The organism is Streptomyces sp. NPDC033966, assembly GCF_055575955.1.
The window spans coordinates 155394-170241 of record NZ_JBVIRQ010000002.1 but is presented as its reverse complement, the minus strand read 5'-3'; the positions used below and the strand labels follow the sequence as shown (position 1 = coordinate 170241).

Genomic DNA, 14848 nt, shown 5'->3' with positions numbered 1-14848 from the left:
TGCTCGTTCACTTCGTTCAATTGGCCCGACTGTAGCGGGCGGTGCCGGTCCAGATGCGTTCCAGCCGTACGCGGGTGCCGGGTTTGGGCGCGTGCCAGATCTTGTTGTGGCCGGCGTAGATGCCGACGTGGCCCATGGTTCCCCCTTTGGGGAAGAAGACCAGATCGCCGGGTGCGCGCTGCGCGTGCGGAATGTGGAGGGTGCTCTCGTACTGGGCTTCCGCGGTGCGGGGAAGGGCCCGGCCGGCCTTCCGGAAGGCGTAGAGGGTGAGGCCCGAGCAGTCGAACTCATTGGGCCCGGTGGCGCCGTAGACGTAAGGTGCGCCTTTCTTGGAAGCTGCGACGGCCACGGCCTTTATCCCGTAAAGGGAAGCGGCCTGGGCCGGGCGGGCGGGGACGAACAGGGCGGCGACCACGGAGACGGAGAGGAGCAGGGCGGGGCAGGTGTGCCTCTTCGGGCGTTTTTGTGTTTTCGGCAATCGTGATACCTCCGCATTCAGATACAGGAACAAACCGTGATGGTGACTGTTCTCGGTGACTGCGTAACGGCTCCCGACGACCGCCCATTTTGCACGAAGTGTCCGCTATTGCACGCTCGGACACGGCGCGATTTTTTCCGGGCCCGCCAATTCGGCCCGAGATGATATGCCTGGATGTCCTCCGCCCCGCAACGCAGGTGCCCGGCCGGGAGGTTCCGCCGGCGCCCGGCCCGGAACGGCCGGGGGGCGACCACGAGACGTCCGGCCGGGTGCGGGGCGTCGGCCCGGGCGGATTCGGGGTGGAGGGGGTCGGCGGCGGGCACCGGCCCGTGGATCTCCGGATCGGGAACGTCCCGGAGTACCACCGGGAGAGGCGCCTCGGCGACGCCGTCCACCACTGCGAACCGGCCGACTACCGCCGCTCCGGGGCGTTTTGGGGCCGTCCGCTGTGAACCTCCCTGCCGGGCAACGGAGATGACCGGGAACCGGCCCGCGCCACCGGCACGCGGGCCGGCCGGCCGCGCACGTCCGGTCAGCCGAGGAAGGACAGCCGTACGGTACGCCGGGGGTTGTCCTTGTTGGTGTCCACCAGCACGACCGACTGCCAGGTGCCCAGGGCGAGTTCGCCGCCGACGACCGGCAGCGTGGCGTGCGGCGGCACGAACGCCGGAAGCACGTGGTCGCGGCCGTGGCCGGGGGAGCCGTGGCGGTGGCGCCAGCGGTCGTCGGCGGGCAGCAGCTCGGCCAGCGCGTCGAGCAGGTCGTCGTCGCTGCCCGCACCCGTCTCGATGACCGCGAGCCCGGCCGTCGCGTGCGGCGTGAACACGTTGAGGAGCCCGTCGCGCCCCCGGGCCGCCTCGTGGAGGAAGCCGGTGCAGGCCGCGGTCAGGTCGTGGACGGACTCAGCGGAGCCGGTGGTGACGTCGATGGTCCGTGTCGTGAATGTCATCCCGCCATCCTCGGGCAGAAGCCCCGGCGGCCCGTCGGACGGGCCGTGGTCCGGACGGGCTACTTCCCGGCGGCTGATCAGTGCCCTCGATCAGCCGAGGGACGCCCGGAGCGGGGGGAAGGCTCCGTCGAGCTCGCGCTGTACGGGCGAGGGGTCCTCGCCGAGGACGCCCGAGCCGCCCCAGAGGGCGCCGGGTCCCACCGCCTCACGGCCGGCGCGGCCGCGGCCGCCTTCACCGGCCCGGACGGCTTCCCCGGGGAGAGCACCCGGGTGCGGCGGCCCGCCCGCCGCCCGCCCGCCCCGGCCTGCCGACAGGAACTCGCGGAACACCTGCGCGGAACGCGGGTTCTGCCCGCACTGCCACACACCGTGCGGGCAGTAGTCGGTGATGCTGTGGTACAGCGGCTTGTGGTCGGCGATCCACGCCAGCATGTCCCGCATGTACTCGGCGTTGTCGCCGTTGCGGAACAGCCCCCACTCCGGGTACGAGATCCGCTTGCCGTGCGCCCGCGCGAAGTCGACGTGCTGCTGCAGGCCGTACGGCTGGGTGACCTGCTCCTCGAAGCTCTCCCCGGGCGGCTGGTCGTAGGAGTCCATGCCGACGATGTCGACGACGTCGTCCCCGGGATAGCACTTCGTCCAGCCGATCGCGTCCGGCCCCCGGTTGGGGGCGAAGTCGAAACGGAACCGCTGGCCGTGCACCGAGCGCATCGAGGACACGATGTTCCGCCAGTACCGCTTCCAGCTCTCCGGATCGGGCTTGCACCGGTGGGTGTAGTTGAACCCGTTCATCTCCCAGCCCAGCACGATCACCGTGTCCGGCAGCCCGAGGGAGACCAGACGTCCGGCCAGCCGCCGGAAATGGTGGTCGTACTCGCCCTCCGCGCCGGCGCGCAGCAGCTCGGCGACCCGGCCGTCGGGGACGTCGGCCTCGTTCTGGTTCAGCATGGGCACGTTGAGGACGAACAGCCGGTCCGGGCGCTCCTTGCGCCACCGAGCCCAGGTGTGCAGGGAATCGGGTGCTCCCTCGATGTTCGTCCAGGTGTCGCCGGGCAGGTAGGTGTGCCCGGCGCGCAGGTCGGTCCCGCCGAGCCAGTGCGAGAGCCCCTGCATCCGGTCGACGCCGGGCGAGCCGTAGTGGAGGTAGGCCCCCACCGCGACCCCCTTCCCGGAGCCGCCCCCGAAGGCCCCGTGCGGCGCCGGGGCGGGTGCGCCCCCGGTGGCGAGCAGTACGACGGCGGCCGTACTGGCGCAGGCGCCGGCCATCCAGCGGCCTCTACGGGACATGGCGTCTCCACAAGGTCTGCGAAAGGGTCTGCGAAAAGGTCTGCGAACGGTGTGCCTTGTCAGCGACGTTAGGCATCCCACCCGGACAACGGCCTGTCCGGTGTCCCGATCCTGGACCATTCGCCGTAGCGGACCGCCGCCCCTTGGCCCGACCGGGTGACGGCCGGAGCGCCCGCAGATCCGTTCGCCCGGCCGGTCCGATAATCACTGGGGCCGCAGCCGCCGCATCGGGCACAATGCCCGCGATGACCTCCACTGCCGACGAGCTGCTCGCCGCCCTCGACCCCCTCCCGCACGCCGCCCGGCTCCGGTACACCGCGGTCACCGCCCGCCGGCTCGCCGCCCGGGACGCACTGCGGCCCCTGCTCACCGCCCTGGACGCGCGCGGCCCGTACGAGCGGCGGCTCGCCGCGCTGGCCGCCCTCACCGCCGGGGACCTCGGGCACCTGGAGGCCCGGCTGGCCGACGCCGACCCGGTGGTCCGCCGGTACGCCCTGCGCGGTGCCCGGCGGCTGCCCGTCCGGGACCGGGCCGTGGAGGCCGCGTACGACGACGCCCCCGCCGTGGTCCGCGCCGACCTGGCACGCCTCCTGCGCGACGGCCGCCGGCCCGCACTCGCCGAGCGGCTGGTGCTCCGGGTGCGCACCGAGTACGGGCACCGGGACGCGGCCCGCCTGCTGCCCGGCTGCTCGACGGAGTTCACCGCGCGGCTGCTGCCCGAACTCGCCGGGGCGCTCGCGTTCGAGGACTGGAGCACCCTGGCCCTGCGCCATCCCGTCGCCGTCGTCGAACACGCGGAACGGGAACTCCGGGACCTGCCCGAGCGGTTCCGCGACCGCTGGTGGCAGCAGCACGGCGCCGGGATCGCCGCCGCACTGCCCGCCGCGCCGGGCAGGGTGCTGGACCTGCTGGAGCAGTGCGGCCCGTACACCCTGCCCGGGCCGGTGCACGAGCGGCTGGGCGACCTCGTCGCGGTGGACGCGGAGCGCGTCGTGCGCTGGCTCGCCGCCCCCGCGGCGCACGTGCGGTGGGAGCGCACCCCCGGCCCGGCCGTGATGCGCCGCCTGGTCGCGGCGGACCCGCCGTCCCTGCCCCGGCTGGGGGCCAGGTGGCTGCACCGGAACGCCTTCCAGGTCATGCTGCGGTCCATGCCGCCCGCGCGGCGGACCGGCTTCGTGGACGACGTGGCCGCCGTCGCGGGTGAAGCCCGCCGTAACCCCCTGCCACCGCCCCCGAGTGCGCTGGCCCTACTGCCGGCCGCCGAGCGGCACGCCCGGGCCCGCGCCGCGATCGAGGAGCTCCGCGCCGACAGCGCCACGTACTGGGACCTGTGCGGGCAGCTCTCCCTGCTGCCGCCCGCCGAAGCCATGCCCGAGTTCCTCGGTGCCCTCGGCACCGGTGACCCCGACGGCCGCGGGTCGGTCTGGGAGGATCTGGCAGTCAACGTCGGCCGTACCCGCGACCCCCGGGAGGTCGCAGAGGTCCTCGCGCTGGCCGCCCGCCGACTGGCCGACGAGCGCGACCCCGTGCGCGGTGCTGCCCTGGCCGCGTTCGCCGAACTGCCGGTCACGCTCCTCGTGGCCGCCCTCGCGGCCGTCGCGGGCACCGGGTCCGCCGGGGCGCGCACCGGCGCGGAATCACTGGAACGGCTGTGCCAGGACGCCCTGCGCGCCCGCGACTGCTCGTCCCGGACCCGGGCCACGATCCGGACCCTCGCCGTGACCCTGCTCGCCGCCACCCCGGCTCCGGGCACGGGCCCGTCCGCCCTCCGGACCGCCGTACGCGTCGTCGAGGCGCTGGCCGCCCACACCGGCACGGTGGACCTGGGCCACCCGGCCGGCCCCCTGCCCGGCGTCGCGATACCCGCCGTCCTCGAAGCGCTCGGCCCCTGGCTGGACCGCGCCACCGCCCGCGGGGACGTGGCTCCCCTGCTCGCCCTGACCGCCTCCTGCGGCCGCCACGGACACCGGAACCCCGAACTCCAGGACCGCCTCGGGCAGGCCCTGCGCACCTGCCCGGACGCCGAGTTCGGCGAGGTCGCCGCGGCCTGGCTGGCCGACCCGGCGACCCGCGGCGACCGCGTCGCCGAACTGCTGGCGGGGGAGCCCTCCGCGGCCTTCCTGCCCCCGGTGCTCGCCGTACTCGCCACCGAGCGCACCGACCTGCTGGACCGCGCACTGCCCGAGGCGCCGCCCCCGGGCGGCCGCTTCCCGGCGGCCGGCACGCCCAGGCCGCTGCCCCCCTTCCGGTACGCCGACCGGTGGCTGCCCCGGCAGCAGCTGGCCGCGGCCCGCCTGGCGGCCGCCGCCGTCGCCGACCCCGGCCGGGGCCTCGACGAACGCGCCGCCCTGCTGCGCGCGGTGGCCCCGGTGCCGGAGCACGGCCGGGCCCTGCTCCAGCGGTACGCCGCCGGTCCGGCGGCCGGGGCCGAGCCCGTCCTGACGGCGGCGGCACTGGACGCGGCCGCCCACACGGACGACCCGGCCTCGGCCCTCGCCGCCCTCCTCGGCCACGCCGGAGACGACCGGGCCGCGGCCGCCTGGTCCGCGGCCGGCCGCGCCGCCGCCCACGCCCGCCCCAGCCGGGTCGCGGCCCTGGTCCGCGAGGCCCTGACCCGGGAGAGCGGAGTGAAGGTCACGGTCCGCAAGGAGGCAGCCCGGCTCGCCGTACGCCACCTGCCCCCGGCCGCCGCCGTCGATCTCCTGTCCGCCGTGGGCCGCACCCCGGGCCTCCATCCGGACGTGCGCGCCACCCTCGTCGGCGTCGCCCCGAACCTGCTGCCGGCCGAGGAGATGTGGGCCCTGCTGGAGTCGGCGGCCGCCGACGGGCCGGACACCGTGTGGCGTGCGCTCCTGGACGTGGAACCGGCGGACCTTGCCCCGGCCCACCGGTCCCGGTACGGGGAACTCGTGGCCCGGCTGCCCTTCGTGGCGGCGGAACAGGCGGCGGACCAGGCCCTGTTCGCACTCCGTGACTGGGGCCGGTACACGCCGGCGGCCGGTGCGGCACTGGCGGACGTCTACACCGACCTGGCCTCGCCCCTGAGCGCCTGGCGGGCGAGCGGCGGCCTTTCCGAGCTGGCCCAGTCCGGGCTGCCGCACCCGATCGGCGGCGTGGAGCCCGGCAGCCTGCTGCACGGCGTCGTGGAGCGGCTCCTGGCGCTGATCGCGGCTGGCGAACCGGAGGGCGGCGGGCCCGGCGGCGACCTGCCGGCCCGGCGGCGTCTGGAATCCCTCGCCGAGGCCTCCTTCCGTGACCAGCGGATGTGCGCGGCCCTCGCACGCCGGCTCGCGGACGAACCGGCGGTGACCGTCGCCCGCACGACCCTCCTCGTACGGGCGGTCGACCTGGAGGCGGCCGAGCCCGGACTGCTGCTCGCGCTCCGCGAGCTGACCGCGGCGGTGGAGGGCCGCCCCGTCCTCGCGGCCCGGGTGGCCGAGGACCTGGAGGACGCCCACCGGTACGGCGACCCGCTCGCCGACCTCGCGCCCGCCCTCACGGCGGTGGCCGCCCTGGGCAGCGGCGGCGGCCTCGTCGAGGGCCTCCTCGCCGTCGGCCTCGCCACGGCCCTCGGAGCCCGCCAGGGCTGGTCCGGCCCCTGCCGGGCTGCCGTCCTCGCCCTGCGCCGTCACCCGGAGCCGGAGGTCCGCGAGGCGGCGTACGCCACGGACCTGGGCGGGAACTGAGCCCGGACGGCGGGGGCCGCCCCCGCCGCAGGTGTCCGGCTGATCAGTCCCTGCCCGGCTCCGGCCCCGCCAGGCCGTGGAGCAGCAGGGCCGTGAGGGAGTCGACGAGCCCCTCGTCGGGGGCCACACTGATGCACACGCTCGGCACGGTCCCGGTGCGCCACGACGACCGCACCGTGCTGAACGGTGACCCGGCACACCCCGTCGGCGCGGACCGGGGCGCTTCGATGGCCCTGGAGGACGCGCTGGTCCTGGCCCGGTCACTGGCCGCCGAGCCCTCGGTGGCGGAGGGCCCTCGCGGCGTACGACGCCGCCCGGTCCGCGCGCGTCGCCAAGATGGTCAAGGCGGCCGGCGGCAACCGCGACGCCAAGACGGCGGGCCCGGTCGCGCGGCGGATGCGCGATCCGGTCATGCCGATGGGGATCCGCCTCTTCTACGAGAGGGCCACGGCCTGGCTCTACACCCACGACTGCGGTGAACTGCCGGCCGCCCACGTCCTGCGCTGCCGACGCGGGACGGGGACGGCCGTAGGCACCCGGTCAGGCCCGGCGGGAGCCCCGCAGCACGCGGCTGACGACGGACGCGGCAGCCTCCGGGTCCCGCGCGAGCCAGGCGGCCACCTCCTCCCGCACCGCCTCCGCGACGCCGCCGCGCACAGCGGCATCGCCGAGCGCGCCGTGCGACACGCCTTGGAACTCGGGCCGGTCGAGCTTGACCGAGACGACCGCGACCAGCCCCTCGCGGACGCCGTCGGTGCCGGATCCCGGATCCGGCACCGACGGCGCCCCCCGCTCGCGCGTGAACGCGCCGACGGCGACCGTGAGTCCGTCGAGCAGACCTTCGGCGTGCGTACCGCCGTACGGGGTGGGCCAGCTGTTGGCGAAGCCCAGGACCCGCCCGCCGGGGGAGTCGTGCCACCGCAGGGCCACCTCCACCGTCCCGCCCATCGCCGGGACCTCCCGCTCGAAGCCGAAGACCTCCCGATGGACGGGCGCCCCTGCCCCTGCACCGAGGAAGGCGACGAAGTCCCGGGCCCCGCCCGGGAACCGGAACCGCTCGGAGCGCGGCCCGTCCGCGGGCCGCAGGTCGGTCAGTGAGACGTCGAGGGCGCGGTTCAGGAAAGCCAGCTCCCGGAAGCGGTCCGCCAGTACGTCGAACGAGTACTCGGCCGTGCCGAAGATCTCGGTGTCGGGCCGGAACGTGATCACGGTGCCCGTCCCGGCCGCGGGCCCCGCCGGAGTCGGCGGGGCGACCTCCTCGCCGCGCTCGTACTCCCGCAGCAGGCGCACACCGCCGTGCCGCAGCTCCGTGGTCAGGCGGCTCGACAGCGCGTTGGTGACGCAGAGGCCGGTACCGCCCAGGCCCAGGGCCACCACGTGCCGGCCGGCGTGCCGGCGCCCGGCGGGCAAGCGGGTCAGCAGCGCGTCGGCGTCCTCGGCCGGCAGGCCCGGGCCGTCGTCCGCGACCCGTACCGAGCCGTCGGCGGTCAGGGTGATGTGCACGGCCCCGGCGCGGCCGGCCAGGACCTCGTTCACCGCCCGGTCGGCGACCTCGAAGACCAGCTGGTGCACACCGCGTTCGCCGCTCGACCCGATGTACATGCCGGGTCGCATCCGGATTGCTTCCAGCCCCTCCAGCACCTGGATGTGGGAGGCGTCGTACTCGATGCGGTCCTTGCTCATGAAGTCCCCCTCGATGGTGTCCAGCAGACCTCCACAGCCTAGGCTCGAACTCGTAAAACGCCAGGTCAGGGCCGGTTCCCCGGAACGCTGGACGGCCGGGTGGGCGCCCCGCGCGGACCCGGCCGGCGAACCGGTCCCGGCCCCGTGTGACGGGCGCCCGCGGCCCCCTCCGAAGGCCCCCAGGACCCCTTTCCGCGCGGCCCGCGGGTCCCCGGTTCCGGTCCGTCGCGCGGACCTCAGACCATGAGCAGCAGCCGCGTCTGCGGTACCAGCTTCCGGTTGACGCTGGTGCTCTGGATGAAGATCGTGAAGTCGTCGTTGTGGTCGGGCTTGACGCGGACCTCCGCGTCGGGCAGGCCGAGCAGGGCGCGGGCCTCCGGTCCCGTGTAGACCCGGTCCGTCTTCTTCTCCAGTACCGCTATCTGCTTTCGCGCCTGGACCTTTTCCGACTTGCTCAGCTGGTAGAAAGCGCAACCGGTGCGGTAGGAGTGCCCGCTCTCGATGACCCATTCCCGGATGGCCGCGTCACGGGCCACCGGAATGAGCTGGTACTGCGACGGATCCGCGGGAGTGAGCCCCGCCGCTTCGATGGCTTTCTTGTTGACGGCTTCCCCACCCGTGGAGAAGACCGCCCGGGATCCGCGGATTCCCTTGGTGCGGCCCACCATGAATTTCTCGGTGGCCTCCTGGATGACCTGCCCGGCGTCCTCCAGCCCCTGAGTGCTCGTGGCGTCCCAGATGGCGATGTTGTCCTTCGGGAAACCGCACTGCATGGCCTCGCGCTTGCCCATCTGGTCCGGCACCAGGACGGCCAGCGTCCAGTTGTCGTCCTGCGTCTCGATCATCGTGCCCACGGCCCGCACCAGGTCACCGGGGTTGCGGCCGGGGGCGCCCGGGCACCGGTGGCTGGCGTTCTCCTGACCGTCGGTCAGCACGAACGTCAGGAAGCTGTGGTCGCCGTAGAGCTGGGCGGTCTGCGCCAGCTCCCGCTGCGACTGCAGCGTCGCCGCCAGCAGCGCCGTCATCCCGCCGACCCGGTACAGCTGCTTCAGGGACGGCATGCGCAGCACGTCCTTGTCGTAGATGACGCACTCGACCTTGTTCGAGAAGACGTACACCGTGACCCGGGTTTCCTGGTCCAGTTCCTTGGAACGCCGGGCCAGATATTCGATCTGCTGATCGGCGACGTCCACGACCTTCTGGCTCAGGTGCGACATGGACGAACTCGCGTCCAGCACGAGAGCGACGTGATTGATGTAGTTCTGGATTGCGGACATGGCGGTTCCCCCTGATTCCGTTCCCGACTTGATGCTCCGATCCTCGCACCCGCCACTGACAATCGGCCTCGGAGCAGTGCGCCGGCGGCCCTTGAGGAGCGCGCAGGCGAAGTCCCTTTGGACGTCAGCGGGTGAAGCCGGCGACCGCGGTGTGGGCCGTCACGGTGCCGTCGCCGAGGAGGGCGGCCTTGGCGTGGAGGCGGTCCATGACCGAGGGGCCCGGGTCGCCGTACACGTCGATGGAGCGCATCCGGATCAGCGGGACGAAGGCCCGGAACTTGGGACCGCCGAGTTCCAGGTGGAGCTCCAGCGAGGCCGCGTCGGGGTGGACGGCCACCAGGGTCATGGTGGACCCGGCCCGGTCGACGTAGAAGTGGTAGGCCAGCAGCTGCGGTTCCACCGTCTCGACGAAGGCCGCCAGTTCCCGCATGGCGGCCTTCACGTCGTCGAGGCGGCCCGGGAGGATGTCCGAGTGGTCGACGTAGTAGATCGTGTCCGGCGGCGGCATGCCCAGACGCTAGCGGGACGGGCGGCCCGCGCCCCGTCGCGACGCGCTGAAGGGGCACTCCCTAGAGGACGGCGATGCCCAGGGGGCGGACTCCGGCCGGGAGGCGCCGGGTGGTGCCGTCGGTGAGGTCGACGACGGTCAGCCCGTTCCAGTGGCCGTCCCGCGTATATCCGCCGGTGACGTACGCCGTGCGGCCGTCGCGGGACACCGCTACGTCCTCGTGCGGGCCGTCCAGCGGGTACACGCGCTCGTCCCCGCCGGGCGACCGCACGGTCAGCGACGGGCCCTCGCCCTCCTCCACGGCGCCGGTGCCGACGACGAGGAGGCGGCCGTCCGCGGTGAGCGCGGTCCCGTGCTGGTGCGTGTCGGCCGTCATCGGCTCCACCGCGACCGCGCCGCTGCGCGGGTCCACCACGGCCAGCCGCTCCCCCTCGAACGGCAGCAGCAGCCGGCCGTCGCCGGGGCGTACGACCGCGTAGTGCGGCTTGAGCCAGGAGCCGAGCCCGCCCTCCGTGCCGTACGGGGCGACCTCGATGCGGCGCGCGGCGAGGGTGTCCGCCGCGACCACCGTGACGTCGAAGGAGTCGTGGCCGGTCACGTACACCTCGCCGCCGTCACGGGCGACGTCCACGTCGAACGGCCTGCGCCCCACCGGTACCGTCGCCGTGACCTTGCGCGCGGCGGTGTCGATCACCTCCAGGACGCCCCGGCCGCCGGGGACGTTGACCCCCACGTAGGCGCGCGATCCGTCCGGCGAGAGGGCGATGCCCATGCCGCCGCCCCGGTACTCGCCGGTGCCGACCGGACCCGTACCGGTCGTGTACGGGATCCGGGCCGCACGGGTGCGGGTACGGGTGTCGACCACCGCCACGCCTTCGGCGGTGGCCACCCAGGCGAGCCCGTCCGGGCCGACGGCCAGCCCGTACGGCGCCGTACCCACGGCGACGGACCCGACGGGGCCGCGCCGGGGGTCGACGAAGGTGACGGTGCCGGCCCCGAAGTCGGCGACGAGCAGGGTCCCTTCGGGGGTGGGGCGCCCGGCCGGCAGCGGGGCCCCGCCCGGGGCGGGCGGGGCGGCGGAACGGCCCGCGCCCCCGCCCTCCGCCCCGGCCGTGGTGCAGCCGCCCAGCAGCACGAGGACGGCGGGGACGGCCACGAGCAGCGCCCGGGCCCGGCGGCTCACGGCGTGCTCCGGCCGTCGCCGCCCGACCGGTCCTGCGCCGCGCGCAGGAGCCGGGCCAGGCCGTCGAAGCCGCGCCGCACCGCGTGCTCGTACGCGGTGACGCCCTTGGAATCGGCGAGCCACGGGTCCGCTCCGGCGGCGAGCAGCAGCCGGACGACCTCCTCGTGGCGGAAGTCGCCGTCACCGAGGATCACCGCCTCCAGCAGGGCGGTCCAGCCGAGCCGGTTGACGTGGTCGACGCGGATGTCCGTCTCCGCCAGCACGGCCCGTACGTATCCGACGTGCCCGCGCTCGGCGGCCGGGATGAGGGAGATCCCGCCGAACCGGTTGCGCTGCGTCAGATCGGGCCCGGCCGGGAGCAGGGCCCGCATCATGCGGACGCTGCCGGTGACGCCGGTGACCAGCCAGGGACTGTCCTCGCGGGAGTCGGGGGCGTTCGGGTCGGCGCCGGCGGCCACCAGGGCTTCGGCCACCTGGAGGTGGTCGCCGAGCACCGCGAGCAGCAGAGGTGTGCGGAGGTCCTCGTCGCGGGTCTCCGGGGCGGCGCCGGCGGCGAGCGCGGCGCGCACCGCGTCGGTGTCCCCGGCCTTGGCCGCGTCGAGCAGCAGTCGGTCGTGCGGGTTCATGCCCCCATCGTGGCCCCGCCCGCCACGGCGGGCGGTCCGCCCGCCGTCCCTCCCGTGCCGCCCGCCCGGCCGACCGGTCCGTCAGCCGATCGGCTGATCCGTCCCGCCCGGACATCAGCTAGAGGGGCCCGGCGGGCCGGCCGGACCCGACGTTATGGCCGGACCGCTGCGACGGCAGGAGCGGCGGCGGCCGGACCTCGCCTCAGCCGGTGCAGCCCGGGACCGCGCCGGACGGGGCGCAGTTGTTCGGCTCGTTGTCGCGGACGACGTCGCCGCTCAGGGTGAGCAGCCCGGACGCCTTGAAGATCCCGCCGCCGTCACCCGCCCGGTTGTGGGTGATGGTGTTCCGCTCCAGCGTGGTCGTCCCCTGCCCGGTCCCCCCTCCCGCGTGGTAGAGACCGCCGCCCTGCGCGGTGCCGTTCTTCGCGGTGACCGAGTTCCGGCGGATCTCGTTGCGCTTGGCCGTCAGGGTGCCGCCGTCGGGGTTGTCGATGCCGCCGCCCTGCGCGGTGCCGTCCGGTGCCTCGGCGGTGTTGCCGGTGACGTGGCTGTCCGTCAGGTCGAGCGTGCCGAACGGGCCCATGCGGACGCCGCCCCCGCGCGCGGTGCCGCCCTTGGCGACCGCCCGGTTGCCGCTGATCTTCACGCCGCTCACGGTCATCAGGGCGTTGTTCGCGATGCCGCCGCCCTGGGCCACACCCTGCGGGGCGTCCGAGACGTTGTCGCGGACGGCGCCGCCGGTGACGGTCAGCCTCCCGAATTCCTCCGGGATGCCGTTGGCCACGGCGGCCCGTGCGGTCCCCTTCTCGGCGAAGGCACGGTTCCCGCTGATGACGGTGGACTCGATGGTCGTCCCGAAGAAGCTGATGATGGCGGCGCCGAAGGCGGTGCTCCGGGTGTCAGGGGTGACGGTCGCGGTGTTCCCGGTGAGTCTGGAGCCGGTGACGGTCAGCGGGCCGTCGTTGGAGATGCCGCCGCCCGCGGCGGCCCCCTCGGGCTGCCGGCCGTCGTAGACGACGTGGTTCCCGCTCACCTCGGTCTCGCTGATGCTTCCGGCGCGGCCGGGGCTGTCGATGGCACCGCCCTGGGCGAAGACGGCGGACGCGGACGTGTTGCCGGTGAACTTGCTGCGGGTGATCCGCATCGATCCGTTGTTGGAGATGCCGCCGCCGCAGGCCAAGCCCACGGCTCCGGGGAAGGCGGGGCAGTCCGTGGCGTAGCCGCCGCTGATCGTCGTCCGGTTCAGCGTGAGGGTGCCCGTGTTCTCGACGTAGATGATCCGGAACTTCGGCACCTCCTTCCCGTGACCGTGCCCGTGCCCGTGCCCGTGCCCGTCGCGCTCGATCGTGGCCCCGCGTCCGTCGATGGTGATCTCACTGGTGATCACCGGCAGTCCGTTGCCCGGATGTACGGGGTCCGGTGCCCTCAGCTTGTACGTGCACCCGCGCGCGAGCTGGATCGTGTCCGGCCCCGGTGTGACGTTCGCGGCGTTGATCGCCTCGACGAGATCCGGGACCGAGCAGCGGACCTGCACGGTGGCGGCGTGCGCGGCCTGGGCCGGGACGGCCACCAGCGCGCCGGCGACGAGGCTGAGGACGGCGGGGACGTGCCGACGGACCATCGGGGTTCCTCCTTCTGCGACTGAGGGGTACGGCCGGGCCGCCCGGGAGCGTGACCGGCCGAGCCCAGCCGACCACGTACGGGGGCGGTCGGCTCCCCGGCGTGATCCGTACGGGCGCCCGGACAGCCCGTACGGATCAGCGGTCGCGCGAACGGGTGCGGCCCGCCCGCCCTGCTGACCCCCGGTCAGCGGAACCGGTGCAGGTTCTCGCGGAGGAAGGCCTCCAGGGTGCGCGGGGCGCGTCCGGTGAGCCGGAGGAAGGCGTCGTCCGGGGACTCCTCGCGGACCACCGCGAGCTGCTGGATCTCCACCACGTGGGAGGCCAGCCAGGGCGGCAGCCCGGCCCGGCCGACCAGGTGGGCGTGCAGCTCGGACGGGCTGAGGTCGAGGTAGCGGACCGGCCGTCCGAGCAGTTCGCCGAGCAGCGCGGTGAGTTCCGGGTGGCTGTAGGCCCGCCCGCCGGTGAGCGGGTACGCGCCGCCGGCCGGCTCCGGGCGGGTGAGGACCGTGGCCGCGGCGTCCCCGATGTCCCGGACGTCCACGTAGTTGCACCGCGCCGCGCCCATCGCGCCGTGGACCACTCCGGCGCCGGCGATGCCCGGTGCCAGGAGCAGCAGCTTCTGCATGAAGGCGTACGGCCGCAGGACGGTGGCGGTGATGCCGCAGGACCGCAGCCGCTCCTCGACCAGGTGGTGGCCGCGGGAGACGGCGACGGGGGAGTCGGGCTCGGCCGCGGGCGCGGACACCTTGACGATGTGCCGCACGCCGCAGTCCACGGCCGCCTCGATGGCGTTCAGCTCGTACCTGACCTGGTGCGGGCCGTTGGCCATGGTGAGGAGGAGGCCGTGGGCGCCCCGGAAGGCCGCCCGCAGGGATCCCGGGGCGCCCGCGTCGGCCGCGAGGACCGCGGTACGGGCGAGGGTGCGCCCGTCGAGCCCGGCGGCCAGGCGTGCGGGGTCGCGGCTCAGGGCCCGGCTGGGTACGCCGAGGGCGGCGAGGCTGCGCAGGGTGGCGCCGCCGGTGGCGCCGGAGGCGCCCATGATGACGATCACGGCGTCTTCCTTCCGGGTCGGGGTGCGGCGGGGAGCCCGCGCCAGGCGGTGATGGTGGCCGCGATCGCCGCGGAGACCGGCAGATCGACCGGAAGCCGGCGCGGCCAGGGGCTGTCGGAGAGGGCCGGTACCTGCGGCAGCCAGTGGGCGGCGGCGAGGCCGGCGGCCAGGCCGAGCGCCGCTCCGGCCAGACCCAGGCCGCAGGCCGCGAGCGCGCGCGGGGTCCGGGCGGGCCGGGTGCGAACGGGCCGGGTGCGAACGCGCCGGCGCCGCAGGGCCGCGCCGAGGACGGCGGCGACCAGGGCGGAGGTGCCCCCGATGGTGGTGAGTGCCGCGGCCACCAGCAGCGGCTGCCGGGTGACGGCCCCGCCGAGCCCGGCTGTCAGGGCGGGCATGGCGTAGGCGGCCAGGACCTCGGGCCACAGGGCGGGCGGCGGGGGAACGCCGGGAGCCTTCCTGCGCGTCATGGGTCGTCCTCTCATGGGTCGTCCTCTCAGG

General features: G+C 74.9%; 12 protein-coding genes. 1 reads left to right on the top strand and 11 read right to left on the bottom strand.

Annotation, left to right across the window (positions count from 1 at the left end):
• Window positions 1-16 precede the first annotated feature (16 nt).
• The 3 genes from ACZ518_RS06345 to ACZ518_RS06335 form a co-directional block, all read right to left on the bottom strand.
• Window positions 17-511 (bottom strand): C40 family peptidase, encoded by a 495-nt coding sequence (locus tag ACZ518_RS06345; RefSeq protein ID WP_469111847.1) that lies wholly within the window; start codon window positions 509-511, stop codon window positions 17-19.
• Window positions 512-1010: 499 nt separating this feature from the next.
• Window positions 1011-1427 (bottom strand): YjbQ family protein, encoded by a 417-nt coding sequence (locus ACZ518_RS06340; RefSeq protein ID WP_469111846.1) that lies wholly within the window; start codon window positions 1425-1427, stop codon window positions 1011-1013.
• 90 nt (window positions 1428-1517) lie between these two features.
• Window positions 1518-2714, bottom strand: a complete 1197-nt coding sequence (locus ACZ518_RS06335; protein ID WP_469111845.1) for a glycoside hydrolase family 26 protein — start codon at window positions 2712-2714, stop codon at window positions 1518-1520.
• Window positions 2715-2959: 245 nt separating this feature from the next.
• On the opposite strand from ACZ518_RS06335, the gene ACZ518_RS06330 reads away from it, so the two are divergent.
• Entirely contained in the window at window positions 2960-6400 is a 3441-nt protein-coding gene (locus tag ACZ518_RS06330; protein WP_469111844.1) for a hypothetical protein, read from the top strand.
• A 540-nt stretch (window positions 6401-6940) separates the two neighbouring features.
• Here the strand turns inward: ACZ518_RS06330 and ACZ518_RS06325 are convergent.
• The 8 genes from ACZ518_RS06325 to ACZ518_RS06290 all read right to left on the bottom strand — a co-directional run bounded on the left by ACZ518_RS06325 (window position 6941) and on the right by ACZ518_RS06290 (window position 14817).
• On the bottom strand, window positions 6941-8083 hold the full coding sequence (locus ACZ518_RS06325) for an ATP-binding protein (protein WP_469111843.1): 1143 nt from the start codon (window positions 8081-8083) through the stop codon (window positions 6941-6943).
• A 236-nt stretch (window positions 8084-8319) separates the two neighbouring features.
• A complete protein-coding gene (locus ACZ518_RS06320) occupies window positions 8320-9360 on the bottom strand; it encodes a vWA domain-containing protein (RefSeq protein WP_469111842.1) in 1041 nt (346 codons plus the stop codon).
• Window positions 9361-9484: 124 nt separating this feature from the next.
• The gene (locus ACZ518_RS06315; RefSeq protein ID WP_469111841.1) at window positions 9485-9868 is read right to left on the bottom strand and encodes a hypothetical protein; all 384 of its coding nucleotides are present in this window, start codon (window positions 9866-9868) and stop codon (window positions 9485-9487) included.
• 61 nt (window positions 9869-9929) lie between these two features.
• A complete protein-coding gene (locus ACZ518_RS06310) occupies window positions 9930-11051 on the bottom strand; it encodes a YncE family protein (protein ID WP_469111840.1) in 1122 nt (373 codons plus the stop codon).
• Window positions 11048-11677: an ankyrin repeat domain-containing protein gene (locus ACZ518_RS06305; protein WP_469111839.1), complete on the bottom strand. Its 630-nt coding sequence runs from the start codon at window positions 11675-11677 to the stop codon at window positions 11048-11050. Before ACZ518_RS06305 ends, ACZ518_RS06310 begins: the two co-directional genes overlap by 4 nt.
• A 202-nt stretch (window positions 11678-11879) precedes the next feature.
• Complete coding sequence (locus ACZ518_RS06300) at window positions 11880-13298, bottom strand: hypothetical protein (protein ID WP_469111838.1); 1419 nt, start codon at window positions 13296-13298, stop codon at window positions 11880-11882.
• 185 nt (window positions 13299-13483) lie between these two features.
• Entirely contained in the window at window positions 13484-14350 is an 867-nt protein-coding gene (locus ACZ518_RS06295; RefSeq protein ID WP_469111837.1) for an NmrA family NAD(P)-binding protein, read from the bottom strand.
• Entirely contained in the window at window positions 14347-14817 is a 471-nt protein-coding gene (locus tag ACZ518_RS06290; protein WP_469111836.1) for a hypothetical protein, read from the bottom strand. Before ACZ518_RS06290 ends, ACZ518_RS06295 begins: the two co-directional genes overlap by 4 nt.
• Window positions 14818-14848 lie beyond the last annotated feature (31 nt).